Here is a 25,263-nt window from a genome sequence, read left to right as displayed (position 1 = left end):
GCGGTTCATGATTGAACATAACCCTACCAAATGTCATGATAAAGTTAGCCAATCATGCAGGGAGCATTCAGATGAACATTGCGGTACAAAACAGCCAATTAGTTCTAACGCATGAAAATATTCTTGAAATATTAAAAACAAATAGTTGGTTTAGTAACTTACCTGATTATTTGATTTCCATCTTAATGACATGCGCCACATTACGTTTCTATCCAGATGGTGAAATGGTTCACTATCAGGGTGACCCTGCTCGTGGTCTATATGCGGTGATTCAAGGTTCAGTAAAAGTAAGTTCAATTTCCTCAGATGGCCGTGAATGTGTATTTCGCTATCTTTCACCAGGCAATTGGTTTGGCGAAATTGCCATGCTAGATAAATCAGCGCGCACCCATGATGCCAAAGCGATTAGCCCAACCATATTACTGACGATATCACCGAAAGACTTAACCATGATCTTGGAAAAACACCCCGTTTTTTACCAATTTCTGAATATTTTACTCTGCAAAGTGATTCGTAATGCCTTTACCATTATCAATGACAGTGCCTTATTATCTGTTTCAGCCCGACTCGCCAAACGCTTATTGAGCTTAGCAGAAGGCTATGGCGAACCTCATGAAAAAGGAATTCAACTAAGCTTATATCTCACACAAGATGACTTAGCGACCATCATTAATACCACACGGCAAACCATCAATAAGCGTTTAGTCGCATGGGAAAAACTAGGCTGGATTGATGCAAAATACGGGAAAATTATTTTAGTTAACCTCCCCGCGCTGAAGCAAATATCGGAAGATGATGAGGAATAACTAGCTGTTATCATCCATGGTTGGGCTATCTGCGAAGAAATAGCGATCCATGGTGAATTCGAAGTCATCACTGGTCGCATTGAATAACATTTTTTTGGTATTTTCCAAATGTTGCCACATAGCTTGCCGCGCCCCTTTAGGGTCTCGACGCGCTAACGCCTGCAAAATTTGGTCATGTTCATCGCACCAGCTCTCAATCGAACGGTTATCAATATGCTCATGAAGCTTGAGCCAGTAAGGGTTACGTAAGCGTTGGCTCCACATTTGCTCAACGATCACCACCATCGCACTGTTATGGGTCGACGCGGCAATTTGCATGTGAAAAGCAAGATCCCATGTTGAATCACGAAAACGATCCTCTTTGCGAGCATGCTTTTGAATATCAACTAGTTTTAAAATATCTTCTTTGGTGGCTTGGGTCGCGGCAAACTCGGCGATATGGCTTTCAATCAATTGCCTTGCTTGTAAGAGCTCAAACGGCCCACAGCGGCTAAACTCTAATCCTGTTTCTGTATTGACTGAGTTATTAGACCGGTTACTAATAACATGTATGCCAGATCCTTTGCGTACATCCACATAGCCTTCTACTTCTAACATAATGATGGCTTCACGGATCACAGTACGGCTCACCTTCATTTCGTCAGCAAGTAACCGTTCCGCAGGTAATTTAGTGCCAACTGGGTATTCGTCATTTTCGATACGTTCTTTGACCAGAGCCGCAACTTGTTGGTATAGGCGCGGTTCACTCTCTTGTGAGCTCATTATTTTCTCCTTTCACATAACCACCCGACTCGCTGGCCATCAATGTCCACAGTATAACGAAATTTTTCGACGATGGGTGAAATAGAACTTCACTAATAAATAAATCATAATAAATTGGTATAACATCTTTTAAAGTTGTAAACCGGATCGTATAATGAATGAAATTTAGACAACAAAAGATCATTCATACTTTTTATGGCTGATCATGCTTAATCCGATTTCCAGTTCAGGGAACGCAATATGATAAAAGATATAATTAAAATACATCCCAATGACAATGTCGCCATTACTTTAGTTAACCGACAAGCAGGGGAAACCATTAGTGTTGCAGAGCAATCAGTAACATTAAAACAAGATGTTGATCGAGGGCATAAAATTGCCCTCACCTTGATTGAGTCTGGCAATAATATTATTAAATATGGCGCTCCCATCGGCCATGCAACGACGACCATAACGGCTGGAGAGCATGTTCATACTCATAATACCGCCACCAATTTAAGTGCCTTAAATGATTATGAGTACCGCCCTGAACACAACACAATTGCCGTTACACGGCCGGATCCAGAAGTGCAAATCTATCGCCGAGCAAATGGTGATGTCGCTATCCGTAATGAAATTTGGGTGATACCAACAGTCGGCTGTGTTAATGCACTGGCGAGAAAAATGATCGAACGCTTTAATAAACAACATAATGGCGCTTCTGATATTGATGGTGTTTATCTTTATAACCATACTTTAGGGTGTTCCCAGCTCGGTGATGACCATTTAACAACCCGTACTATTTTACAAGATATGGTTAAGCACCCTAATGCAGGTGGCGTTTTAGTCATCGGTTTAGGCTGTGAAAATAATCAAGTCGCCGCCTTTAAAGAAACATTAGGTGACTATGATGATGAACGAGTGAAATTTATGGTATGCCAACAATTAGATGATGAAATTGAAGCCGGTGTAGAGCACCTTAATGCACTTTATCAATTAGTACAGCAAGATAAACGTGAGTCAGGCAAACTGAGCGAAGTGAAATTTGGTCTTGAATGTGGTGGTTCTGATGGCCTTTCAGGGATCACGGCTAACCCATTGTTAGGCTGTTTTTCTGATTTTTTAGTCAGTCATAACGGAACTACGGTGTTAACCGAAGTACCTGAAATGTTTGGTGCTGAACAAATTCTAATGAACCACTGCCATGATGAACTGACGTTTGAGAAAACGGTCAATATGATCAATGACTTCAAACAGTATTTTATTGCCCATGACCAGCCAATTTATGAAAACCCATCTCCAGGTAATAAAGCCGGAGGCATTTCGACACTCGAAGAAAAATCCCTCGGCTGCACACAAAAAGCTGGCACTAGCCAAGTAATGGATGTTTTAAAATACGGGGAGCGCCTGACAACCCCAGGATTCAACTTGTTAAGCGCGCCGGGTAATGATGCCATTGCCACCAGTGCCTTAGGAGCAGCTGGCTGCCATATGGTGTTATTTACAACAGGTCGTGGCACGCCATATGGTGGCTTTGTTCCCACCATGAAAATTGCGACCAATAATGAATTAGCCGCCAAAAAACCCCATTGGATTGATTTTAATGCAGGTGCCTTATTAACAGGAAAATCCATGGATCAGTTATTAGATGCCTTCATTCAGTTGGTTGTCAAAACCGTTAATGGTGAACCTACAAAAAATGAAATCAATGATTTCCGTGAATTAGCAATTTTTAAAATGGGCGTCACACTTTAAAAACAAACTGATCCCTATTGCTTTGGTTATTATTAAGCAATAGGGATATAACTAACTATTTATATTTATTAACTTTTTCCTACCGACCTTACTTTCTATCCTAAGCCATAAGCCCATTTATCGTGATACGAAGACAATAAAGAAAAGTCACCATTTCCCTATTTTTAAGATATGGTAGGATCCATTTCGTAATGACGAATTTTAATTTATTAGCAGGGTAAATAATGATAGACCTAAAACTTAGAGAGGCCAGAGACAGCCTTTCCACCAAAGAAAAACAAGTCGCTGAGTACATTATTGCTAATAAGAAAAACATGCAAAGTATGAGCATTCAATCCCTAGCCCAAGAAAATAAGGTCAGTACCACCACTATCTTGCGCCTGTGCCATAAGTTAGGCTACCAAGGCTTTAGCGATCTAAAAATTGATTTAATTTCATCGATTAATCACAAGTCTTACGGCACTCTACTACAAGAAGATATTGATATTAGTGATTCAATGGAAACCGTTAATCACAAAGTAGGATTGATTGAAAAATCATCCATAGAAGAAACTTGCGCTTTGGTCAATTTAAATGCCTTTAAGCTAGCAAATGAATTAATTAGTAAGAGTAAAAAAATTGTCATTTATGGTGCAGGCAGTAGTGGATTAGTTGCAAAAGAATTTGAATATCAACTAATTAAAATAAAAAAAGATGTTAATTGTCACCTTGATTACAGCATCCAATTCAGTATTGTGAATACATTAGATCAGAACGATCTTGTCATTGTCATCTCTCATTCTGGTGAAAACCACGAATGTATCAAACTACTCACTCTTGCCAGAGAATTGAAAGTTCCGACCATTGCTATCACGAAAATGGGGCAAAGCTCGGTGTCATCGCTAGCAGAAACAGTCTTGCACACGATCTCCACGGAGCACGTTTCAAGGCTTATCCCTATTCGCTCAAAAATTTCGCAACTGACTGTAATTAATATGTTGATTACTAACTTATTTATTAAACAGTACGATGAACGAATTCAAAAACAAATTAGTACTCGTGCGGAGCGCTTTTCTCGCTTAAATAGCAATAACTAATCGGCTTTCTCCTCCTTAATATCTTCTATGTGGCTCTAAGTAGCCACTTCGATCTTGCTCACAAAAATGACCCTTTCTAGGAACTCCCCCTTTTCATTCCCCTTTTTTGTGATATTGTTACTTTAAAATAAATATATAAAAGTAATTTTATTACTAAAATAAAAAAATAAATATAAGGGGAAAAAATGAGCTCTCAAATACCTATCATACTGGCTAGCCATGGGCCTTTTGCACAAGGGTTATTGGAATGTGCTGAAATGCTAATCGGCTCTCAAGAAGATATCAGCGTGATTTCCATTCAAAGAGAAAGCAATATTAATGAGGTAAAAAAACATTTATTTGAAACATATCAAAATGTTAATAAAGGCGATGGCGTTTTAATTTTAGTGGATTTATTAGGCGGTTCTCCTTGCAATTTAGCCAGCGAGCTCGTTATTACCCAAAATGATGTTGTGCTGTACTGCGGAATCAATGTTCCTACTTTTCTCGAAATACTCAGCAACCGAGACCTCCCTTTACATGAACTTCATCAAGTCATTAATGATGTATTCCCTGACAGTTGCCTTAATGTCGGTGAACAACTTAAACCATTAGCACAAAATGATAGCGAACTTTAGGAGAATCCCATGCCAATTAATGTTGCTCGAATTGATGACAGACTTATCCATGGCCAAGTTATAACCACTTGGGTTAAAAATTTTGATATTGAACAGGTGATTATCGTCAATGACAAAGTTGCCAATGACACCGTTCAACAATCAGTTCTTACTATGGCTGCTCCACCAGATCTAAAAGTAGTCGTTTTTGGCGTCGATAAATTCATTGAAGTCTTAAAAAAAGCGGAAATTAAACGCCGCACTATGCTGCTGTTTACTAACAGTATTGATGTGAACAGGCTTGTCGAAAGTGGCTTAAAACTGGAAAAACTGAATGTCGGCGGGATGCGTATGCAAGAAGGCCGTCGTAATTTATCCCGTGCAGTTGCCGTCACACCAGAAGAAGAACAAGCCTTTAGGTCACTTATCAACAATAACGTTGCCGTTGAAATTCAAATGGTTCCTAAAGATCCCATTGTTGAATTGAAAACATTACTCAATTAATTCATTTAGTCATGCTTATTTTCACTTAATAAGTGAGGAGCCTATTATGTTAGTAGAGGCCATTTTAATTGCAATTTGGGCAGGCATTTGCTCATTGGATGATGTCGGTCCGCAAATGCTAAGACGCCCACTGCTCACCGGTACTGTGGCTGGTATTATCATGGGCGATATGGTTCAAGGATTAGCCATTAGCGCCACATTAGAATTGATGTGGATGGGAATTGGTAACGTCGGCGCTTATTCTGCACCCGATATTATCGCTGGTTCAATTATTGGAGTTGCACTCGGTATTGCTTCCAATGGCGGAATTGCAGCGGGTATCGCCCTTGCCGTGCCAGTCTCTATTCTATGTCAACAATTACTGATTATCTGGCGTTCTTTTGCCAGTTTCTTAAATGTCTGGGCCAGTAAATCCATTCTTGATGGAAACTACAGTGGCCTAACAAAAGTCCATTATTTTTCGACGCCACTGTGGTTTTTTATTCGCGCCATTCCCTGCTTTATTGCCGTTTATTTTGGTAGTGACTTAGTCAATAGCATATTAAATGCCGTACCTGAAAGTATTCTTACCGGTATGGGGGTCGCATCTAAACTGATCCCTGCTGTCGGTATCTGTATTCTGCTACTCATGTTGCTTAAAGGCAGAATGTGGTTTTTCTTTCTGCTCGGTTTTATGCTCACAACCTATTTAAAACTGCCAATTATCCCAATTACTTTTATCGCTCTGGCATTTGCAGTGCTTTATGACATGGCATTTGCCAGCAGTTTGCGCCAAACACCAGAAGAAAAAACAGCACCAACCTCCCATAAAAATGAAGAAGAGGAGTATGACCTATGAGTGAAGTAACCACCTCTGAAAATAAAAAACTCACGAAAAAAGAGCTTAATGGTATGTTTTGGCGAATTCAAACCATGTCATTCTCATACAACTACGAAAAACTGCAAACTATTGGTTTTGCGCATTGTATGGTGCCCGTTCTCGATAAACTGTATGAAAAAGCAGATCAAGAAACACGTATTAAAGCCATGCAACGCCATTTCGAGTTTTTTAACACGCAAATTAACGCTGGCGCATTAATTCTCGGTGTCACCGCTGCATTAGAAGAAAAAACAACAGAAGAAGAAAAAGAAGCTGTCGTTTCTGTAAAAGCCGGTTTAATGAGGCCATTTGCAGGCCTAGGTGATAGCTTATTAAAATTTACGTGGTTGCCTATTTGCGGCAGCATCGGAGCCGCATTTGCACTGCAAGGTAATATTATTGGCCCTATCTTAATGTTTATTCTGTTTAATATCGTCAATATCGGCACCAAATATTTCTTTATTCATTATGGCTATAACAAAGGCGTTGATTTAATCGAGCAATCGAAAAAATCAAATATTATTCAGCGAATTACTAATATAGCGAACGTTGTCGGGGTCATGGTCCTAGGTTCCTTGATAGCGACGACCGTCAAGCTTTCCACTCCGCTAACCATTGCCGTCGGTGAGCAATCTATCAAAGTACAAGAGATGTTTGACAAGGTAATACCTAACTTACTCACTCTTCTCTTTGCCCTCGGTATTTTCTTCCTTGTTCGTAAATTTCAAGGGAAACATACCGTTGCACTCATTGTCGCCATTATGGTTTTAGGTGTTATTTGTTCTGTGTTCGGAATTTTAGGATGATAAAGGGAAATATATGGAAATCGAAGTCAACAGAGTGAGTGAATCAACACTCGAAATAAAGTTTAGTGAAATTCCATCCTCTCCTCTAGCATTATATTGGACGGATAGACCTGATACTCAAGTTTATCCTGAGAATTTCATTACAGATAAATTAGAGAATACCATTACAGTTCAAGACCCATTAAATGCTAAACAACGTATCTATTTTATTTTACAAAATGCCAACGGACGTAGATTATTCGCTGAAAGAACATTGCCTATTGAGGGATTAAATAACTTCCGTGATTTTGGGGGTTATACCACAACAGACGGAAAACAGGTGAAATGGGGAATGTTATACCGTTCCAACCATTTGTTTAATTTGAATCAACAAGCGGTCAACTATATTTCCCACCTAGGGATTAACAGCATTATCGATTATCGTACTCAAAATGAAATTAATAAATCGCCTAATTGCTATGTTGGTGAAAAGGAAACTTATCATCTTGATGCAACGGCTCAAACTGCTGAATTAGCAGCGCAATTTGCCGCATCACCAGATAATGAAGACAAAGCACTAATCGAAAGTGTTATCCAACACATTCCGAAAGAAATGATTAACGGCGATGGGTTACAAATATTGGAACAATATCGCCAATTTGTGGTGAGTGATAAGTCAAAAGCTGCCTTTAAGCAAATGATAGAGATTTTATTAAATAAACAAAATGCCCCAAGTATTCAGCATTGCCGTGGAGGAAAAGACCGAACTGGTTATGGTGCATTACTGGTACTTTCCATGTTAGGAGTGCCAAAAGAAACCATTGTACAGGATTATATGATCACCCATTTTAACCGGCTTGAACGTAACGAAATTAAAATGGCGGGATATCGAAAAATAACCCAAGACCAAAATGTACTGGATTATTTACTCTCACTAATTGATACTCAAGAATCATTTATTTTAGAAGTCTTTAATACAATGGAAGAAATATCTGGCTCTGTTGAAAGGTATATTAAAGATGAACTTAAATTCACAGATAATGATATTAAGCAGCTTAGAGAGATATACTTAGTTTAAATAAATTTAATTATCTTATAAACAACCACAGGCTTAATAAAATAAACCTGAGAAATTGCTTTATTTAAAATAACAGTAAAATAGCCACATAGAATATTCATTGTGGCTATTTTATTGACGAAAAAAATCCATTATTGATCATAGAATCAATAATTACTCTCGTTCGCCAATTCTATTTAATTAATTTTTTAGCTACTTTATTTTTGCCCGTAATATGCATTTTTACCGTGCTTACGTAAATAGTGTTTATCTAATAATACTTGTTGCATTGAACCTACTTGTGAACTTAATTGACGGGTAAATAAATTCATATAGGCAATTTCTTCTAACACTACGGCGTTATGCACTGCGTTATCGGGGCTTGTCCCCCAAGCAAATGGGCCATGGCTATTCACTAATACGGCAGGAATATCTTTTGCTGACAGGCCTTTTTCCTTAAAGGTTTCAATGATCACATGGCCCGTTTCTCTTTCATAATCCCCTTCAATTTCACTTTCTGTCATTTTACGGGTACAAGGAATTTCACCGTAGAAGTAATCGGCATGGGTTGTCCCTAAGGCGCTCAATGGCTGCCCTGCTTGAGCCCATATCGTGGCGTGACGGGAGTGAGTATGAACAATACCGCCAATTTCAGGGAATGCTTTGTACAGTGCCAAATGCGTGTCGGTATCTGAAGACGGTCGATATTTCCCTTCGACTACTTCTCCACTTTCTAACGATACCACCACCATGTCTTCTGCTTTCATGGTTTCATAGTCAACGCCAGAAGGTTTTATCACCATTAGCCCAGCTTCGCGGTCAATACCACTCACATTTCCCCAAGTAAATGTCACTAAGTTATGTTTGGGTAAGGCAAGGTTCGCTTCAAAAACCTGTTGTTTCAATTGTTCTAACATAACAACTCCCTAGCTTGCTTAAATATGCTTTAATATCAACAACAAAAATTTATTATGGTGATGTTTTTTGTGTGTTGATAACCTTTATCTGGCTATTAAGGTAAACAGATTTAGGCCATTTAAAAAGCACCTCACTTTACAAATTCGTAACAAAATCGCCTAAGTCGGTCTTATTCGGGCATACTCAGTCAAATAAAGTCATAATAAAGATATGGTTAAATGACCGAGTTAGCCCAATATTTTTTGTTTATTAAGAGAAAAGCAAAAAAACACCGCAAATATAGTGATTCAAATCTAATTATTATGTAACAAGCCACATTGGCACTCTTAAAATTAAGATCAAAATCACTTTAGCAGGCTTTGTTTTTTTCAAAAACAGATTACTTGAATCCAATCACGACAAAAAAAAAGCAACACGGGCAGAATAAATATCGTGGAAAGAATAGGAGTTAAATATGTTACAAGCCGAACGCCATAAATTAATTTGTTCTCATGTTTCGCAGAATGGTTCGGCGTTAGTACGTGATTTAGCTCAATTGTGTCTCGTTTCTCAAGAAACTATCCGTCGTGATTTAACTGCCCTTGAGCGGGAAAATAAGATCATCCGTAGCTTTGGGGGCGCGGTAGCCATCGACCAAGAAGAAATGTCGATGGTGAATGTTATGCCTTCTTCGGTCAAACTCAGTCAAATGGTTGATGGCGCAGAGTCTTTTCGCAAAAGAACCGAAGAGCACCCTGATGCCAAGATGAAGATTTCAAAGGCCGCACTAAAATTAATTCAGCCTGGTGACTGTATTATGTTAGATAACAGCAGTACTTGCTGGTTTTTAGCACGGCAAATACCTGATATCGACATTACGGTAGTGACAAACTCGGTCAAGATTATCCAAGCCTTGGCCTGCCGTGACCGAGTACGTGTTATTGGTATTGGCGGGGAATATTCAGAACGCCATGATGATTTTCATGGCCCAATTGCAGAAAGTATTATCCGTAGCTTTCAGATAAAAACCTTATTTCTTTCATGCCAAGGGTTCAATATCGAAAATGGTATTCGCGATGGCAGTGAAATAAACTCAAAATTAAAAAATATTATGTTACAGGTTTCCGAAAATAAAGTTTTGCTCGCGGATAATAGTAAATTAGGAAAATATGCATTTAGCCAGGTTTGTACATTTGATGATATTGACGTATTAATTACAAACAAACTAAATGATAATAGTTTTCAAGAAAAGTTCTCTAACCTTAGAATTATCGAGTGCGATAAATAAGTTATAAAAATAAAAATCATGTAACTGTGATGTAAGTAAAAAACAATAAGTTCTATTTTATTTTCTGTATTAAATAAGCGCAGGGATATTATTTACCCATAATTCCTTGGCACTTAATTATAGGCATATCTAAATATAAGAAGTTCATTATTTCTAAATAATGGAATTTCTTGATTTAGTATCCATCTACACTAAGGAATACAACTATGAACATGAAGAAGCTAGTTTTACCTTGTTTAATGAGCGTTGCACTATTTTCAAATGTCGCGATGGCTGAATCACAAAAAGCACAAAAGCCCTTTACCATGGGTGTCGTCGTTAAAGTCGGTGGTATTCCTTGGTTTAATGTGATGGAACAAGGTATTACTGAAGAAGGCAAAAAACTCGGTGTAAATGCCTTCCAAGTCGGTCCAACAACGGCTGACCCAGCGGAACAAGTTCGTGCTATCGAAGATTTAATCGCGAAGAAAGTGGATGTCATTGGCGTTGTCCCTAACGACGCTAAAGTTCTTGAGCCTGTATTAAAACGTGCTCAAGATGCTGGAATTAAAGTCATTACCCACGAATCACCAAACCAAAAAAATGCAGATTGGGACTTTGAATTACTTGATACCCAAAGTATGGGCGCTAACCATATGAGAGATATGGCGGCATGCATGGGCGAAGAAGGCAAATATGCCATGTTTGTGGGAAGCCTGACAGTACCATTAGTGAACGAATGGGCCGACGCTGCAATTGCTTACCAGAAAGCGAACTACCCGAAAATGCAAATGGTCGATGACCGCTTTGGTGTTGCCGAATCCGTTGATGACTCAATGCGTACAGCTAATGATTTGTTATCTAAGCACAAAGACTTAAAAGGCATCATGTCATTTGGTTCACAAGGCCCTATCGGTGCAGGCCGAGCCATTGATAAACGCCGTAAAAATGATGAAACCTGTGTATTCGGGACATTCACACCTGGCCAAGGCATCAAATTACTGGAAAAAGGCGCAATTGATGGCGGCTATATTTCGAATCCAAAAGTCGCAGGACAAGTATTTGTACAGGTGGCGACTGCCATGATGAATGGTGAAGAAATTAAAGATGGCGTGTCTATTGGTGATATGGGTGAAATCAAAGTCAGTGGCAACACGATTTTGAGTGACAACCCCGTTAATTTGAATATTGAAAATACGAAAAAATTGGTCGAAGTCGGTCTGTAATTTCACCTTGTCAAAATAATGTTCAAAACAAAAATACAATATTTATCAAGATATTAATTTTAATGTTCTTTGAGTTCGAGTCGCCTGCACTAACGCAGCGGCTCGAACTCATCACGAACAAGCCAACACCAATTTATTTGCAGTAGGAATTGTACTTATGACAAGCACCTCAAAAGCTGACAAATCCGATCCACTCATTACCTTGCGCGACCTTTCCAAAAGCTTCGGTGGTCACCGTGCATTACGCAATATCGATTTGACGCTCAACAAAGGTGAAGTGCACTGTTTAGCGGGCACCAATGGGTGTGGGAAAAGCACATTAATTAAAACCATCAGTGGTGTCTATGCCCCTGATGACGGTAGCAAAATTGAAATTGATGGAAAAAGTTATCACCGGTTGACACCAGATAAAGCGCGTGAATTAGGCGTACAAGTTATCTACCAAGATTTGTCGTTATTTCCAAATTTAACCGTTGCCGAAAATATCGCCTTTGAGCTGAACCTCAAAGGCTATTTTGGCTGGTTTCGCAAAAAACAACTGCGCGAAAAAGCGCTAGAAATCCTCAATGAACTGGCTTTCACCATTGACCCCGACACACCTGTGCAATTTTTACCCATTGCTCAACGCCAACAAGTTGCCATCTGCCGCGCCCTAGTTGCCGATGCACGTCTGGTCATTATGGATGAACCAACAGCTTCATTGACCCGTACAGAAGTCAACCAACTACTCTCAACGGTTAATTACCTAAAAGATAAGGGTATTACTGTTGTTTTCGTAAGTCACCGACTAGAAGAAGTGAAAGAGATTTCTGACCGCATCACGGTGATCCGCGATGGCCAAAAAATTGGGACTTGGCCTGCTGAAGGCTTAACTACCCGCAAAATTACTGAGTTAATGACTGGCTTAGACATTGTCCATGAACGCAAGCCACCAAATAACGCGGAAGACCGACGCACAGTACTTGAGCTAAAAAAACTCAGTCGAGCTGGGCAATATCGTGATATCAACTTAAATTTAAAACGCGGTGAAGTGTTAGGTTTATGTGGTTTGTTAGGCTCAGGCCGTACCGAATTAGCATTATCGTTATTTGGCATTACCCATCCAGATAGCGGCGAATTATTTATCGAAGACAAGCCTGTTAAGTTAAAAAACAACACCGACGCCATTAAGCGTGGCATTGGTTATGTCTCTGAAGACCGCCTGACTTTAGGTGCCATTTTACAGCAATCCATCGCAGACAATATGGTGATTTCGATTCTTGATCGACTCAAAACACCTTGGCATTTAATCGATGAAAAACAGTGCCAAGAAATCGTACAAGAGTGGATAGCCGACTTAGATATTAAAGTCACCGACCCCAATAATGCCCTTTCAACACTTTCAGGCGGTAACCAACAAAAAGTAGTACTCGCCAAATGGATTTTAACGCGACCTAAAGTGCTGATTTTAGATTCACCAACCGTTGGTGTTGATATCGGTGCAAAAGACAGTATTTACAAGCTGATTCACCGTTTATCAGGTGTTGGTATCTCCATTTTATTAATTACCGATGAAGCCTCCGAAGCTTATTACAATTGCGACAGAATTTTACATATGAAACAAGGCGCTATCGTCAAAGAAATTGTGACAGATTCCATCAATGAGCAACAATTGGAGGAAATCATCAATGGCTAATTGGCAAAAATTACGACCACAATCTGTCGAAGGCTGGCTGACTTGGGTCATTCTTATCATGGTGGTGTTCTTCACATTGATGAGCCCACAATTTCTGACTATTCAAAATTTACTCGACCTCAGTGAAAGCTATGCGGTGACGGGTATTTTCGCCTTGGGCTTATTTGTGGTTCTTGTCACTGGGGGTATTGATATTTCGTTTGCCGCTGTGGCTTCCGTAGTGCAATACGTGATTGCGACTTGGTTATTGCAAGGTTTTATTGCAAGCCCTGCCGTTAGTATCACATTGGCGATTATCATCGGTATCGCTTTTGGCTTAATCAACGCCATTTTGATTTACTCGCTGAATGTTGTGTCAATTATCATCACCATCAGTATGCAATCACTGCTGTTTGGAATGCTGATGTGGTTAACCAACGGTCACAGCATTTATGACTTGCCTGATTGGTGGGTTGACCCTGTGACTATCCTGCCTTTTGAAGTGGATGGCGAATATTACCAAGTTGGCTTGCCGTTAATTGTAATGCTAGGCATTGCCTTCTTAACGTGGATTTTAATGAATAAAACCCACATCGGCCGTCAGTTATATGCTGTTGGCGGCAGCCAAGAATCTGCATCTCGTATTGGTATTCGTGTTTGCGTGATTTATCTGTTTGCTTACGGCTACCTTGGCGCGATGGCAGCGATTGGCGGCATGTTGCAAACCTACCGAATGAGTGAAGTGGTACCGAGTGCCCTTGTGGGAGGGGAGCTGGATGTGCTTGCCGCTGCTGTATTGGGTGGAGCCAGTTTATCCGGTGGCAGAGGCTCGGTGATAGGTACATTAATGGGGGTTTTCCTGATTGGTATCTTGAAAAACGGCCTTAACCTGATTGGTGTTTCAAACTACTTCGTCAATATCGTCATCGGGCTGGTTATTCTCATTGCGATTTGTATTACCCACTATAAAAAACGTAAAGAGACGGACGTAGGTTTTGTTTAACAGGAATATCACCATGAAAAAAAATGCTTTTTTTAAAATTGATGGCTCTGTTATCGGACTGCTTTCAATCTTTGTTCTGGCTATCGCCGCGTTTAGTATTGCCATGCCAGGGCACTTTTTTACTCAAAATACCTTTTTGAGTATCACTTTTCAGTTACCTGAATTGGGCTTACTCACCTTTGCCATGTTTGTACCTATGTTAAGTGGCGGCTTAAACCTCGCCATTATTAGTACCGCTAACTTAACTGGCCTGTTTATGGCTTGGGTGTTTATCAATTACCTGCCAGTGGATGCAGGGACGGGCACACAGCTGATGTGGCTGGTCTTCGCATTGATCGGCGCAACTGTAATTGCGGTCATTATCGGTAGCTTAACAGGGCTGATGATTTCCCATATCGGGGCACACCCTATTCTAGTCACTCTCGGTACTATGACGATTATTAGCGGTATTGGCGTTTACCTCACCAAAGGAGCAGCGCTGAGTGGCATGCCGCCCATTGTTCGTGCCATTGGTTCCGATACGGTGCTTGGGGTACCAATTGCGATGATTATTTTCATTGTTACCGCAATTCTCTTAGCGCTGTTTCTAGGCTGTACGCGTTTAGGTAAAAATATCTATATGAGTGGCAGTAACATCAATGCAACGTGGTTCAGCGGTATTCGTACCGACCGTGTCATGATTGCGATATACACCATTTCTAGCCTGTTATGTGTATTAGCTGGGCTCATCATGATGGCTCGCTTTAACTCTGCACGTATGGGCTACGGGGACTCCTATTTACTGCTCACCATTCTTGCCATCGTATTAGGTGGAACTAACCCATTTGGGGGGGTTGGTAAGGTTAGCCGAGTGTTCTGTGCCTTATTGGTTTTACAGGTCATTGCGACAGGTTTAAGCCTGCTTGGTGTAAGCCTGCACTTTAACCTCGCAGTTTGGGGGATCACGCTCATCTTGGCACTAGCATTCAAGTTCTTCAAAGAAAAATGGAGTGCTAAACGTGCGATGAACCGCAACCAACGCCTTAATAAAGCATCGACACAAAGTTAATTTTTCAAGGGGAAAACCATGCGCAAGCATCCAATTGGTATTTATGAAAAAGCATTACCGAAAAACAGCAGTTGGTTAGAAAAATTAGTTATCGCAAAATCTGCAGGTTATGATTTTGTGGAGATGTCAGTAGATGAAACTGACGAACGTCTAGCTCGGTTAGACTGGAGCACCGCTGAACGTCTGGAAGTGGTTAGAGCCATTCAAGAAACAGGTATTCGCATTCCAAGTATGTGTTTATCGGGCCATCGCCGTTTTCCTTTCGGTAGCCATGATGAAGGCACTCGCATGATGGCCTATACCTTAATGGAAAAAGCCATTAAGCTCGCTCAAGACTTAGGCATTCGCACTATTCAGCTCGCGGGTTATGACGTTTACTATGAAGAGCAAGATGCCGAAACGATTGCCAATTTCGAAAAAGGCATGCAATGGGTCAGTGAAATTGCGGCCGCTTCTCAAGTGATGTGTGCGGTAGAAATCATGGATACGCCATTTATGAATTCCATTAGCAAATGGCAAACGCTTTCCGATAAAATTCGCTCGCCTTGGTTCAAGGTGTATCCTGATGTCGGCAACTTAACGGCATGGGGCAATGATGTCGAAAAAGAATTCACCCAAGGAATTGAACACGTCGCAGCAATTCACTTAAAAGATACGTATGCGGTGACTGAAACCTGTAAAGGCCAATTCCGTGATGTGCCTTTCGGTGAAGGCTGCGTGGATTTTGTTAATTTATTCAAATTATTAAAACGTTTAAATTACCGTGGCTCCTTCCTGATTGAAATGTGGACAGAAAAAGCCGATGAGCCACTGATTGAAATTATCAAAGCTCGTCATTGGATGGAAGACAAAATGCAACAAGCAGGCTGGCACAACGCCTAAAGGAGCCGATAATGAATGCATTTTTTATGGGTGTTGACCTTGGTGGTACCGTCATTAAAGCGGGTATCTACACCGCAGAAGGCCAAGAAATTACCGTTGCTGAACATTCTTTTCCCACTGAGAGTCCACAAGCAGGTTTTAGTGAACGCAATATGGAAATGCTGTGGGAAGCGGCTTGCAGCGTGATTCGCCAAGCGATTCAAAATAGCCAGCTCAACGCCGCCCAAATTTCCGGTGTCAGCTTTTCTTCTCACGGCAAAGGGCTGTATTTACTCAATAGCCAAGGAAAACCGGTTAGGAATGGGATTGTGTCATCTGATTCACGAGCTCAATCTATTGTTGATGAATGGCACCAAGACGGCACCGCGGATAAAGCTTATCCATTGAGTTTGCAGCAATTATGGGCTTCTCATCCTGTGGCGCTGCTACGTTGGTTAAAACAACACGAGCCCGATAATTATCGCGATACTCAACATGTTTTGATGGTCCACGATTACATTCGCTACCGTCTAACCGACCAAATTGCCTGCGAAGAAACCAATATTTCTGGCAGCCAATTATTTAACCAAACCCTGTCGAGTTATGACCCTAAATTATGCCAACTATTTGGTATTGATGAGGCAAATGACAAACTAGCACCGGTGATTAATTCGGCTCAACTTGCAGGAACGGTAACCCACAAAGCCGCTGCTGAGTCTGGACTTGTAGAAGGAACCCCTGTATTTGGTGGCTTCTTTGATGTCGTGGGTGCAGCGTTGGCGTCAGGGGTGAGCCAAAAAGATAAACTCAGCGCCGTAGCCGGAACTTGGACCATTTCAACCCGTGTCTTCGATGAAATTGTGCCTTCAGATTACCCATACGTATGGAGTAAATACTGTATTCCAGGTACCTATTTTGTCCACGAAGGCAGCCCGACTTCCGCCAGTAACCTCGCGTGGTTCACTCGTCACTTCTTCAATCAACGTTTGCAAGATTATAACGTACTGAATCACTGTGTGGCTGAAGGGGCAACACGGCCAAATGATATTCTGTTTTTTCCTTGGCTGTACGGTTCTAACTACCACAGTAATTTGCATGGTGGTCTACTCGGTTTGAGCTCACACCATACGGATGCTGATATTGTTTATGCTATCTATCAAGGAATTGTGTTTTCACATTTGCTACATCAAGACCGTATTGTTGGCCTTGATAATACAACAGAATCTATTCGTTTCACGGGTGGCCCAACACAGTCACCACTGTGGATGCAAATGTTCTGTGATGCCAGTAACTTGCCGTTAGATGTCGTCAATGTACAGCAATCAGGTTGCCAAGCCGCTGCACTTTGTGCCGCAGTCGGAACAGGTTACTATTCAGGTTTTGATGTCGCTATTGCGGCAAGCACACCCAAAATCACGACTTACCAACCAAACGCCGTTGGGTATCAACAGTTACGTGATAAATTTGCCCGCTTTAAAGCAGTTGCAGATGCATTGAGTCAATAACTTGTTGAATAAAAATAAAGGCAGAACTGATAGCTCGGTTCTGCCTTATTTTTTGACATATTAATTGTCAGCGACAACTTTGGTATTAACTGTGGCTGGTGATAATACGGTATCCTGCGGCAAGCTATCGTACTTCACAAACTCGTCCCGTGGGAAAACAAAGACATCGATATCTTTTTCAGGTGTGATAGTCTCCGCCACGATACTTTTCGCTGGGGAGGTTAGGTTAGTTTCTACTCCTAACCACGACGCGAAGTAATCAAATAAATTCCACTCACTTAACATTTCATCGCGAAATTCACGTTTAGTATCATCCGAATTGATGACCACTAATGGGACTTGATATGCCCCTTTCACGAGTTGACCATGGCGTAAGTATAAATTTCCGTCTTTGATATACCCTTTATACTCTGCTTCCAGAGCTTTTACGTGCTGCTTATTGGCTTTGACTAGCCCTTGCCCATGGTCAGAAAAATATAAAATGGAGAACGGGTAATCCCCATTTTTATTATTTTCTTGCAAGATACTATAAATATCGCCAATAAAATCATCACTCAGTTTAATCGCTGAAACATAACAGTTCGCTATACTTCCCCAGCCAGTATCAAATTGCTCAGGGTTAATGTTGTAATTATTTTTAACGAGTTCGCAAGCTCCTTTCGGCCAACCATCATGGTGAGGCCCCCACATATGAACAAAAATGACTTTTTCTTTCTCTGACGGGTTATTTAACGCAGCTTTAAAGGCAGGTAACATTTTAAAATCATTGGTGAGTTTATTCACACTGTCATCAACGACAAACTTTTCTTGCACGAAAAGGTTTTCAAAACCAGGCTTGCTGTCTCTAACCGGTAAAAAATAATTCGCCTTTAGAAAATAATTTGTAAAGCCAATTTCATCATCACCAAAACTGCCATTATTACCGATATAATAAGTTTCATAACCCGCTTTGTTGGCTAAATCAACAACTGAATTATTATTGTAATACGGCTTTTCATGGTGCTGAGTGATCGTCTTTAAATCATTTTTCGCTAAAGCTCGCGTTAAGGTCGGTACCGTATTGGATGCCGCACTAATAAAATTATTGAAAAAACGCCCATTTACCGATGAAAGAAACGGTGTATTTTCTAATGGGTAGCCATAAGTATTCATATAATTCTTATTGGTACTTTCACCAATAATGACAACTTTTATCTTATATTTATCATCGTTTTTTTTAGTAATTTGAATATCACTAGCCGTATTCACGCCATAGCAAATATCTGCATTGCTTTTTGCTGCTTGAATTAACTCAGGTGTACAGGCTTTTTTATAGACGCCGGCACTTTCATTGGTATTTGCTTGAGCCCATGAAACGCTAGCTAACAGAAGCGCACTATAAAGTGCGGTTAATTTCATTACTTTCATACTCAGAACCTCATCTTCGTAACTTATTATATTTATGAGTTGCTGTGGTGTAGCCAGGGTAGAGTTTGTGAAATAATGTAGCATTGCACTAAAATTTCACACCTTAATTAATATATTGAAATATTATTTCATTAAAAGACGAAGAAGACGAAATTGAGATACAGCTAACAATAATTAATTATGAAGAATCACGCATTTACTAGGCATATTTTCATGTTAGCTGTATATCAAGAAAGATAAAAAATTAGTAATCAACTAGTTATATACCATAAATTCATTTATCAGAATGAATAATAAGCGTTACACCCATTACATCTAGAGTTGTGATAAAGATCTGCAATTAAACATTAATCGCCATTTGATTAGTGATACAGCTCTAATTTTGCTCTTTCCTCACTAGAAAGCATTATGGAACCGGTTCCATAATGCATTATTCGCAATGACAAATGGGCAAAATGCCCTTTAATCAGACAGAGGAAAGTCATGAGCAAACACATTATTGTTGTCACTGCGGCCTATGGGGCGCAAACCGTAAAACAATTAGGCGGCCAACAAGCCTTATTCGAAATGATTCAAAACAGCCATGCAGATGGCGTGGAGATCCGCCAAGAGCTTTTGCTGCCGAATGATAGCCTGACGGATATTGCTGATAAGCTACAAACAAGGCAACTAAAAGCTGTCTATTCTATTCCTGATACCCTATTTCAACAACGAGCTCCTATCGCAATCACCAAATTACAAGGCTATTTCGAAGATGCCAAACAACTCAATGCACGCTTTTTAAAACTATCACTTGGTGAGCTACCTGAGTGCTATGACTTATCCGAAGTTATTGGTGTCATCAATCAATACACCACCCAATTAGTGATTGAGAACGACCAAACAGAAGCCGGTGGTCATATTGCGCCTCTTGAACGCTTTTTTGCTGATGTCAAAACCCAGAATATGCCCATAAAAATGGCGTTTGATATGGCGAACTGGCATTGGCATCGGGAAGATCCGTTAAAAGCCGCACATATTTTTGCTCCCCAAGTCGCTTACATTCACGTTAAAGCCTGCCAATTGCGTGACAACAAACGTGTTGCTGTAGCACTTGATGACAGTGATGGCACTTGGAAAGAAGTGCTAACCGCCCTACCGAATGACGTTCCTTGTGGTATCGAGTTTCCACTCGAAGGCGATGATTTACGTGCAGTCACTGAATACTATGTTTCTCTGTTAAAGACTTTCTAGGTTAGAGGGAGAATTAATTTTATGAAAAACCAATTAGATGTCGTAACTCTTGGTGAGGCCATGATGATGTTCGTCGCCACACAAACAGGGAAATTACATGAGGTCGAAAACTTTGTTCGCCGTGCCGCAGGGGCTGAACTCAACGTTGCTGTTGGCCTTTCACGCCTTGGGTTAAAAACGGGATGGATTAGCCGCTTAGGTAATGACTCTTTTGGGCGTTTTATCCAAGCCACATTGGATAATGAATATATAGATACTCAATGTGTTACGGTAGATTCTCGTTACCCAACTGGCTTTCAACTCAAATCTAAAGCCGAAAATGGAACCGATCCCATCGTAGAGTATTTTCGTCAAGGTTCTGCGGCAAGTCACTTAGATTTAACAGACTTTAATGAAGATTATTTTCTATCCGCACGCCATTTACATTTAAGTGGCGTGGCAGCAGCACTTTCACCCACCAGCTACCAACTGTCACTGCATGCCGCGAAATGGATGCGAAATGCAGGAAAAACACTATCATTTGACCCCAACTTGCGCCCTTCTCTATGGAAGAGTGAAACAGCGATGGTAGAACAGCTCAACCAACTCGCGTTCCAAGCTAATTGGGTCTTACCAGGCTTAAAAGAAGGCAAAATTCTGACGGGCTTCGACCAACCCGAGTCTATTGCTGACTTTTACCTCGCTCAAGGTGTTGAAGCCGTTGTGATTAAAACCGGAGAACACGGCGCATATTATAAAACTGCGGGTAACCAACAAGGTATGGTTCCTGCCGTGCATATTAAACAAGTCATTGATACCGTCGGTGCCGGCGATGGTTTTGCCGTTGGCGTCATTAGCGCCTTACTTGAAGGCTTAACACTACCGCAAGCTGTTGCAAGAGGTAATTTTGTTGGAGCTAGAGCCATTCAAGTTATAGGTGATAGTGAAGGCTTACCAACTCAAGCGCAATTGCAGCATGAAATGGCATTACTCTCCGCCACCACCACTAAAGCTGCATGTTAAAAGGAAATCGATTATGACAATGAATACTCCAGCAGCGTCACGTTGGTGGCGCATCATGCCAATCGTGTTTATCACCTATAGCCTTGCTTATTTGGATAGAGCAAACTATAGCTTTGCCGCCGCTGCAGGTATCAACGCTGACTTAGGCATTACCAAAGGGATGTCGTCACTACTCGGCTCATTATTTTTCCTTGGCTATTTCTTTTTCCAAATACCAGGCGCTATCTACGCGGAAAAGCGCAGTGTCCGCAAACTGATTTTTGCCTGTATTTTTCTCTGGGGAATGTTTGCCAGCTTAACGGGAATGGTCAGTAATATCCCAATGCTAGTGATTATTCGCTTTAGTTTGGGTGTCGTTGAAGCCGCCGTGATGCCAGCGATGCTCATCTATATCAGTAACTGGTTCACTCAATCAGAACGCTCACGCGCCAATACCTTTTTAATTTTAGGTAACCCAGTCACGGTGTTGTGGATGTCCGTGCTATCCGGTTATCTCATTCAAGCGTTCGGTTGGCGTGAAATGTTTATCATTGAAGGGGTTCCAGCGATTTTGTGGGCTTTTTTCTGGTGGAGAACAGCACGTGATAAACCAAGCCAAGTGAATTGGCTAAGCCAGACTGAAAAAGAGACATTAGATAAAATTCTCAGTGACGAACAGAAAAACATCAAACCTGTCCGTAACTACCGTGAAGCTTTTAAATCACGTAACGTGATTTTACTGTGCGCCCAGTATTTTTGCTGGAGCATCGGTGTGTATGGCTTCGTACTGTGGCTGCCATCTATTATTCGTGGAGCATCTAACCTTGGGATGGTAGAAACAGGCTGGCTTTCTGCCGTTCCTTACCTTGCGGCAACCTTAGCGATGATCCTCGTATCATGGGCATCTGACCGTATGCATAACCGCAAACTATTCGTTTGGCCAATGCTTTTACTCGGTGCGATTTGCTTCCTCGGTTCGTACTTACTCGGTAGCACGAATTTTTGGTTCTCTTATACCTTATTAGTGATTGCGGGTGCAGCAATGTACGCCCCATATGGGCCCTTCTTCGCTATCATTCCTGAAATGTTGCCAAAGAACGTTGCAGGTGGTGCAATGGCATTAATCAATAGTATGGGCGCATTAGGTTCATTCTTTGGTTCATGGTTTGTTGGCTATTTAAATGGAGCAACAGGTAGCCCAAGTGCTTCGTATATGTTTATGGGACTCGCATTATTAGCCTCGGTTTTCTTTACCTTGATAGTCAAACCAAGCCAAGAACAAAACAATGATGTTGTCATCACGAAGCATGCTTAAAAGGGATACTATGAAACAGAATATTATTTTATATAAATCCATTCCTACGGATCAACTTGAACGGCTACAGCAACACTTTAATGTTACTGTATTTGATAGCGTTACACCTGAAAATCTCGCTAGCTTTAAACAAGCGTTATCCCGCGCTGACGGCATTATCGGGGCCAGCTATCCTATCACGGCAGATGACATTGCCAATGCTCCGAATTTGAAAGCGGCATCGACCATTTCCGTTGGTGTCGATCAATTTGATATTGATGCAATGAATGCTAGAAAGATTGCATTAATGCATACACCTAATGTATTAACCGAAACCACCGCCGATACCATTTTTACGTTAGTGCTTTGCAGTGCACGCCGCATTATCGAAATGGCTGAGATGGTCAAAAATGGCCAATGGACTCAAAGTATTGGTGAAGATGCATATGGCAGTAATGTGAATGGGAAAACTATCGGTATTTTAGGCATGGGCCGCATTGGCTATGCCGTTGCCAAACGCGCTTATTTAGGCTTCGGGATGCCAGTTCTCTATTACAATAACCATATCCACCCCGATGCAGAAACCCAACTTAAGGCACGTCGTTGTGACCTCGATACGTTGCTGGCAGAATCGGATTTTGTCTGTGTCGTGCTGCCATTATCAGCGTCAACCGAAAAGTTGATCGGTAAAAATGAGTTGGCAAAAATGAAACCCAGTGCATTTTTGATCAACGGTTCAAGAGGCCGTATCGTCGATGAAGCCGCCCTGATCGATGCATTAGAAAGTGGCACAATTCGCGGGGCGGGTTTAGATGTGTTTGAAGTTGAACCCCTTCCAAGCAACTCTAAGCTACTCACGCTGCCAAATGTGGTTGCTCTGCCGCACATCGGTTCTGCCACCCATGAAACCCGTTATGCTATGGTCGAATGTGCCGTTGATAACCTAATAGCGGCTTTAAAGGGTGACCTAAGCCAAAACTGTGTTAACCCTGAAATAGCAAAATAGCTGGAATGCCCTAATTTATTAGGGCTCTTTGGCTCTTTAACCATCAATGCGCATGAGCGTGTCCCGGGCGAGCAACATTGCTTCGCTCACACTCGGTCAAAAATTGGATAGAATTCAGTTTACTGGTTGATGGTGCTAAATAATATAATCCGACGGTTTTTTGACTGGGTGAGTAAATCTCCAACATGCCATTGACATCAGAATAATAATCACCTTTATTTATCACGATGTTAAAATCTTTTATTTTCTCAACGCGTCGCTGTTCCGTACTTTTCACTAACGGATAACTCATATACTCATAGCCAACAAAATCAACGATATTAACCTGATTATTATTGAAAAAGACTTGTACCTTACTTGCACCCGTTGGAAAGATAAATTTGCCATTTCGCTCTAATGTGATGTGATTATAGCTTTGGTCAACTTGGCAGGTATATTCTTTGATACCGCTTCTGGTGCTACACCCCGCTAGAACAATGCTAGCTAGCAATAATATCCCTATCTTTCTCATATGTTCCCTATGCCCTCAAAATGGTTATAACATAATCTGCATATCAGTATACATGCAACAAACCTTAAGCCAAATTGAGAAATAGTAACGAAATTTTAAGAACCGAATAACTTAGCCCCAAAGACTACAATGTCGTCGATTTTCGGATCAGCAATTCCCCATTAAATAAGTATTGCATCGGGGGTTTATCTGGGTTTTCAAGTTTTTCCAATAAGCACTCCACCGCTTTATGCCCCATTTCCGCTGTCGGTTGAGACACTGAGGTTACCCCTTGCCCAGCCAATGCCGCCCATTCGAGGTTATCGAAACTCAAAAAGCCAATATCCGTTCCCCAACGTAACCCTTGTTTATTCATGACATATGCCAACTGCAAAGTGAGCACTCCATTAGCGGCAACAATCACTTTGCGCATACCACGATGTGCAGTACAAAAATCGGCAACAATGGCCTCCAATTTTGTAGGGTCAGGCAAGGTCACTTCATGAAATTCGCTTTGGATATGTTGATGGCTCTGCGATAACGCTTGAAAGGTCTGTAAGCGCTCTTGGCGTGCGCTGTTATACACAATGGGCTCAGTCACGAAGCAAATCGCTTCAAACCCTTGTTCAATCAGATGATTAAAGGCCATTTGTGCAGAAGCGGGGTTATCTAGCCCCACCATGTCACTGGGAAAATTGTCGATTTTTCTATCTAACAAGACGAAAGGTAGGGTGGTTTCTTTCAGCACTTCAATGAATTGTTCGTTAACACCCGCTGAATTTATGATAAGCCCATCAACGCGGTAACCTTTTAGCAATTGAATAAATTGACATTCACGCTCAATGCTGTTATCTGCATTGCAAACCACGGTCATGAAACCTTGTTTGATTGACTCGGCTTCTACCCCTTTTAATACTTCAACAGAGAATGGGTTACCGATATCGGCAATAATCAAACCAATCAAGCCTGTCCGCCCATGTTTCAAGCTACGCGCCATTTGGTTTGGGCGATAGTTTAATTCACGAATGGCGCTTTCAATGCGTTGACGTAAATTATCAGAAAGCAAATGAAATTCACCATTCAAATAACGTGAGATACTGGTTTTCCCTGCCTGAGCTTTGGCAGCGACATCTTTGATCGTGGCAACTTTTTGCGTTTTCGGGGCCATAGCTTCAGGTTTTTCCATTCTCTAGAAATATCACCAAGAGGTTA

The 25,263-nt window shown here is 41.1% G+C and carries 24 protein-coding genes; 19 read left to right on the top strand and 5 right to left on the bottom strand.

All coding sequences use genetic code 11. The features are described 5' to 3' along the window. Window positions 1-71: 71 nt before the first annotated feature. Complete coding sequence (locus PSF31_RS05405; protein ID WP_099975398.1) at window positions 72-806, top strand: Crp/Fnr family transcriptional regulator; 735 nt, start codon at window positions 72-74, stop codon at window positions 804-806. On the opposite strand, the gene exuR is transcribed toward PSF31_RS05405, so the two are convergent. Continuing rightward, a complete protein-coding gene (gene exuR, locus PSF31_RS05400) occupies window positions 807-1,568 on the bottom strand; it encodes a transcriptional regulator ExuR (RefSeq protein WP_004259169.1) in 762 nt (253 codons plus the stop codon). It lies immediately after the preceding gene. A 240-nt stretch (window positions 1,569-1,808) separates the two neighbouring features. On the opposite strand from exuR, the gene PSF31_RS05395 reads away from it, so the two are divergent. The 7 genes from PSF31_RS05395 (at window position 1,809) to PSF31_RS05365 (ending at window position 8,200) form a co-directional block, all read left to right on the top strand. Further along, window positions 1,809-3,302 (top strand): UxaA family hydrolase, encoded by a 1,494-nt coding sequence (locus PSF31_RS05395; protein WP_096864483.1) that lies wholly within the window; start codon window positions 1,809-1,811, stop codon window positions 3,300-3,302. A gap of 224 nt (window positions 3,303-3,526) precedes the next feature. After that, complete coding sequence (locus PSF31_RS05390) at window positions 3,527-4,378, top strand: MurR/RpiR family transcriptional regulator (protein ID WP_094961576.1); 852 nt, start codon at window positions 3,527-3,529, stop codon at window positions 4,376-4,378. 185 nt (window positions 4,379-4,563) lie between these two features. Beyond that, window positions 4,564-4,995 carry a PTS sugar transporter subunit IIA gene (locus PSF31_RS05385; RefSeq protein ID WP_096864482.1) on the top strand — a complete coding sequence of 144 codons (432 nt, stop codon included), beginning with the start codon at window positions 4,564-4,566 and terminating at the stop codon, window positions 4,993-4,995. A gap of 9 nt (window positions 4,996-5,004) precedes the next feature. After that, window positions 5,005-5,478: a PTS system mannose/fructose/N-acetylgalactosamine-transporter subunit IIB gene (locus PSF31_RS05380; protein ID WP_096864481.1), complete on the top strand. Its 474-nt coding sequence runs from the start codon at window positions 5,005-5,007 to the stop codon at window positions 5,476-5,478. A 46-nt stretch (window positions 5,479-5,524) separates the two neighbouring features. Next, a complete protein-coding gene (locus tag PSF31_RS05375) occupies window positions 5,525-6,316 on the top strand; it encodes a PTS mannose/fructose/sorbose/N-acetylgalactosamine transporter subunit IIC (protein WP_047756133.1) in 792 nt (263 codons plus the stop codon). Further along, window positions 6,313-7,143 carry a PTS system mannose/fructose/sorbose family transporter subunit IID gene (locus PSF31_RS05370; protein ID WP_096864480.1) on the top strand — a complete coding sequence of 277 codons (831 nt, stop codon included), beginning with the start codon at window positions 6,313-6,315 and terminating at the stop codon, window positions 7,141-7,143. The genes PSF31_RS05375 and PSF31_RS05370 overlap by 4 nt, the downstream gene beginning before the upstream one ends. A 13-nt stretch (window positions 7,144-7,156) precedes the next feature. Then, window positions 7,157-8,200 (top strand): tyrosine-protein phosphatase, encoded by a 1,044-nt coding sequence (locus PSF31_RS05365; protein WP_004259188.1) that lies wholly within the window; start codon window positions 7,157-7,159, stop codon window positions 8,198-8,200. Between the two features lie 197 nt (window positions 8,201-8,397). Here PSF31_RS05365 and araD read toward each other — a convergent pair whose 3' ends face one another. Beyond that, window positions 8,398-9,096 (bottom strand): L-ribulose-5-phosphate 4-epimerase, encoded by a 699-nt coding sequence (araD, locus tag PSF31_RS05360; RefSeq protein ID WP_004259191.1) that lies wholly within the window; start codon window positions 9,094-9,096, stop codon window positions 8,398-8,400. 455 nt (window positions 9,097-9,551) lie between these two features. Here araD and PSF31_RS05355 point away from each other — a divergent pair, with 455 nt between their 5' ends. The 7 genes from PSF31_RS05355 to PSF31_RS05325 all read left to right on the top strand — a co-directional run bounded on the left by PSF31_RS05355 (window position 9,552) and on the right by PSF31_RS05325 (window position 17,640). After that, complete coding sequence (locus PSF31_RS05355) at window positions 9,552-10,364, top strand: DeoR/GlpR family DNA-binding transcription regulator (RefSeq protein WP_096864479.1); 813 nt, start codon at window positions 9,552-9,554, stop codon at window positions 10,362-10,364. A 212-nt stretch (window positions 10,365-10,576) separates the two neighbouring features. After that, entirely contained in the window at window positions 10,577-11,569 is a 993-nt protein-coding gene (locus PSF31_RS05350; protein ID WP_036958239.1) for a substrate-binding domain-containing protein, read from the top strand. A gap of 157 nt (window positions 11,570-11,726) precedes the next feature. After that, a complete protein-coding gene (locus tag PSF31_RS05345; protein ID WP_096864478.1) occupies window positions 11,727-13,244 on the top strand; it encodes a sugar ABC transporter ATP-binding protein in 1,518 nt (505 codons plus the stop codon). Beyond that, entirely contained in the window at window positions 13,237-14,226 is a 990-nt protein-coding gene (locus tag PSF31_RS05340) for an ABC transporter permease (RefSeq protein WP_096864477.1), read from the top strand. Before PSF31_RS05345 ends, PSF31_RS05340 begins: the two co-directional genes overlap by 8 nt. A 13-nt stretch (window positions 14,227-14,239) precedes the next feature. Then, a complete protein-coding gene (locus tag PSF31_RS05335; protein ID WP_004259206.1) occupies window positions 14,240-15,274 on the top strand; it encodes an ABC transporter permease in 1,035 nt (344 codons plus the stop codon). An 18-nt stretch (window positions 15,275-15,292) separates the two neighbouring features. Continuing rightward, a complete protein-coding gene (locus PSF31_RS05330) occupies window positions 15,293-16,156 on the top strand; it encodes an L-ribulose-5-phosphate 3-epimerase (protein WP_096864476.1) in 864 nt (287 codons plus the stop codon). 11 nt (window positions 16,157-16,167) lie between these two features. Continuing rightward, complete coding sequence (locus PSF31_RS05325; protein WP_096864475.1) at window positions 16,168-17,640, top strand: FGGY-family carbohydrate kinase; 1,473 nt, start codon at window positions 16,168-16,170, stop codon at window positions 17,638-17,640. A gap of 60 nt (window positions 17,641-17,700) precedes the next feature. Here PSF31_RS05325 and PSF31_RS05320 read toward each other — a convergent pair whose 3' ends face one another. Beyond that, window positions 17,701-19,047 (bottom strand): phosphoethanolamine transferase, encoded by a 1,347-nt coding sequence (locus tag PSF31_RS05320; protein WP_161595390.1) that lies wholly within the window; start codon window positions 19,045-19,047, stop codon window positions 17,701-17,703. A 483-nt stretch (window positions 19,048-19,530) separates the two neighbouring features. Here PSF31_RS05320 and PSF31_RS05315 point away from each other — a divergent pair, with 483 nt between their 5' ends. The 4 genes from PSF31_RS05315 to PSF31_RS05300 are packed head-to-tail and all read left to right on the top strand — an operon-like array spanning window position 19,531 to window position 23,561. Next, the gene (locus PSF31_RS05315) at window positions 19,531-20,280 is read left to right on the top strand and encodes a sugar phosphate isomerase/epimerase family protein (protein ID WP_004259217.1); all 750 of its coding nucleotides are present in this window, start codon (window positions 19,531-19,533) and stop codon (window positions 20,278-20,280) included. 21 nt (window positions 20,281-20,301) lie between these two features. After that, window positions 20,302-21,282, top strand: coding sequence for a sugar kinase (locus PSF31_RS05310; protein ID WP_094961587.1), 981 nt, complete (start codon window positions 20,302-20,304; stop codon window positions 21,280-21,282). Between the two features lie 13 nt (window positions 21,283-21,295). Continuing rightward, window positions 21,296-22,576, top strand: coding sequence for an MFS transporter (locus tag PSF31_RS05305; RefSeq protein ID WP_096864473.1), 1,281 nt, complete (start codon window positions 21,296-21,298; stop codon window positions 22,574-22,576). A 10-nt stretch (window positions 22,577-22,586) separates the two neighbouring features. Next, a complete protein-coding gene (locus PSF31_RS05300) occupies window positions 22,587-23,561 on the top strand; it encodes an NAD(P)-dependent oxidoreductase (RefSeq protein ID WP_096864472.1) in 975 nt (324 codons plus the stop codon). Window positions 23,562-23,604: 43 nt separating this feature from the next. Here the strand turns inward: PSF31_RS05300 and PSF31_RS05295 are convergent, their stop codons facing one another. Both PSF31_RS05295 and PSF31_RS05290 read right to left on the bottom strand, forming a co-directional pair. After that, the gene (locus PSF31_RS05295; protein WP_096864471.1) at window positions 23,605-24,072 is read right to left on the bottom strand and encodes a hypothetical protein; all 468 of its coding nucleotides are present in this window, start codon (window positions 24,070-24,072) and stop codon (window positions 23,605-23,607) included. Window positions 24,073-24,196: 124 nt separating this feature from the next. Continuing rightward, window positions 24,197-25,237 (bottom strand): LacI family DNA-binding transcriptional regulator, encoded by a 1,041-nt coding sequence (locus PSF31_RS05290; protein WP_096864470.1) that lies wholly within the window; start codon window positions 25,235-25,237, stop codon window positions 24,197-24,199. Window positions 25,238-25,263: the final 26 nt, after the last annotated feature.

The sequence above is a fragment of the Providencia sp. PROV156 genome (genome assembly GCF_028480905.1).
Lineage (GTDB): Bacteria > Pseudomonadota > Gammaproteobacteria > Enterobacterales > Enterobacteriaceae > Providencia > Providencia hangzhouensis.
Note: the sequence above shows the minus strand (reverse complement) of the source record. Positions and strands in the feature narration are given on the sequence as shown.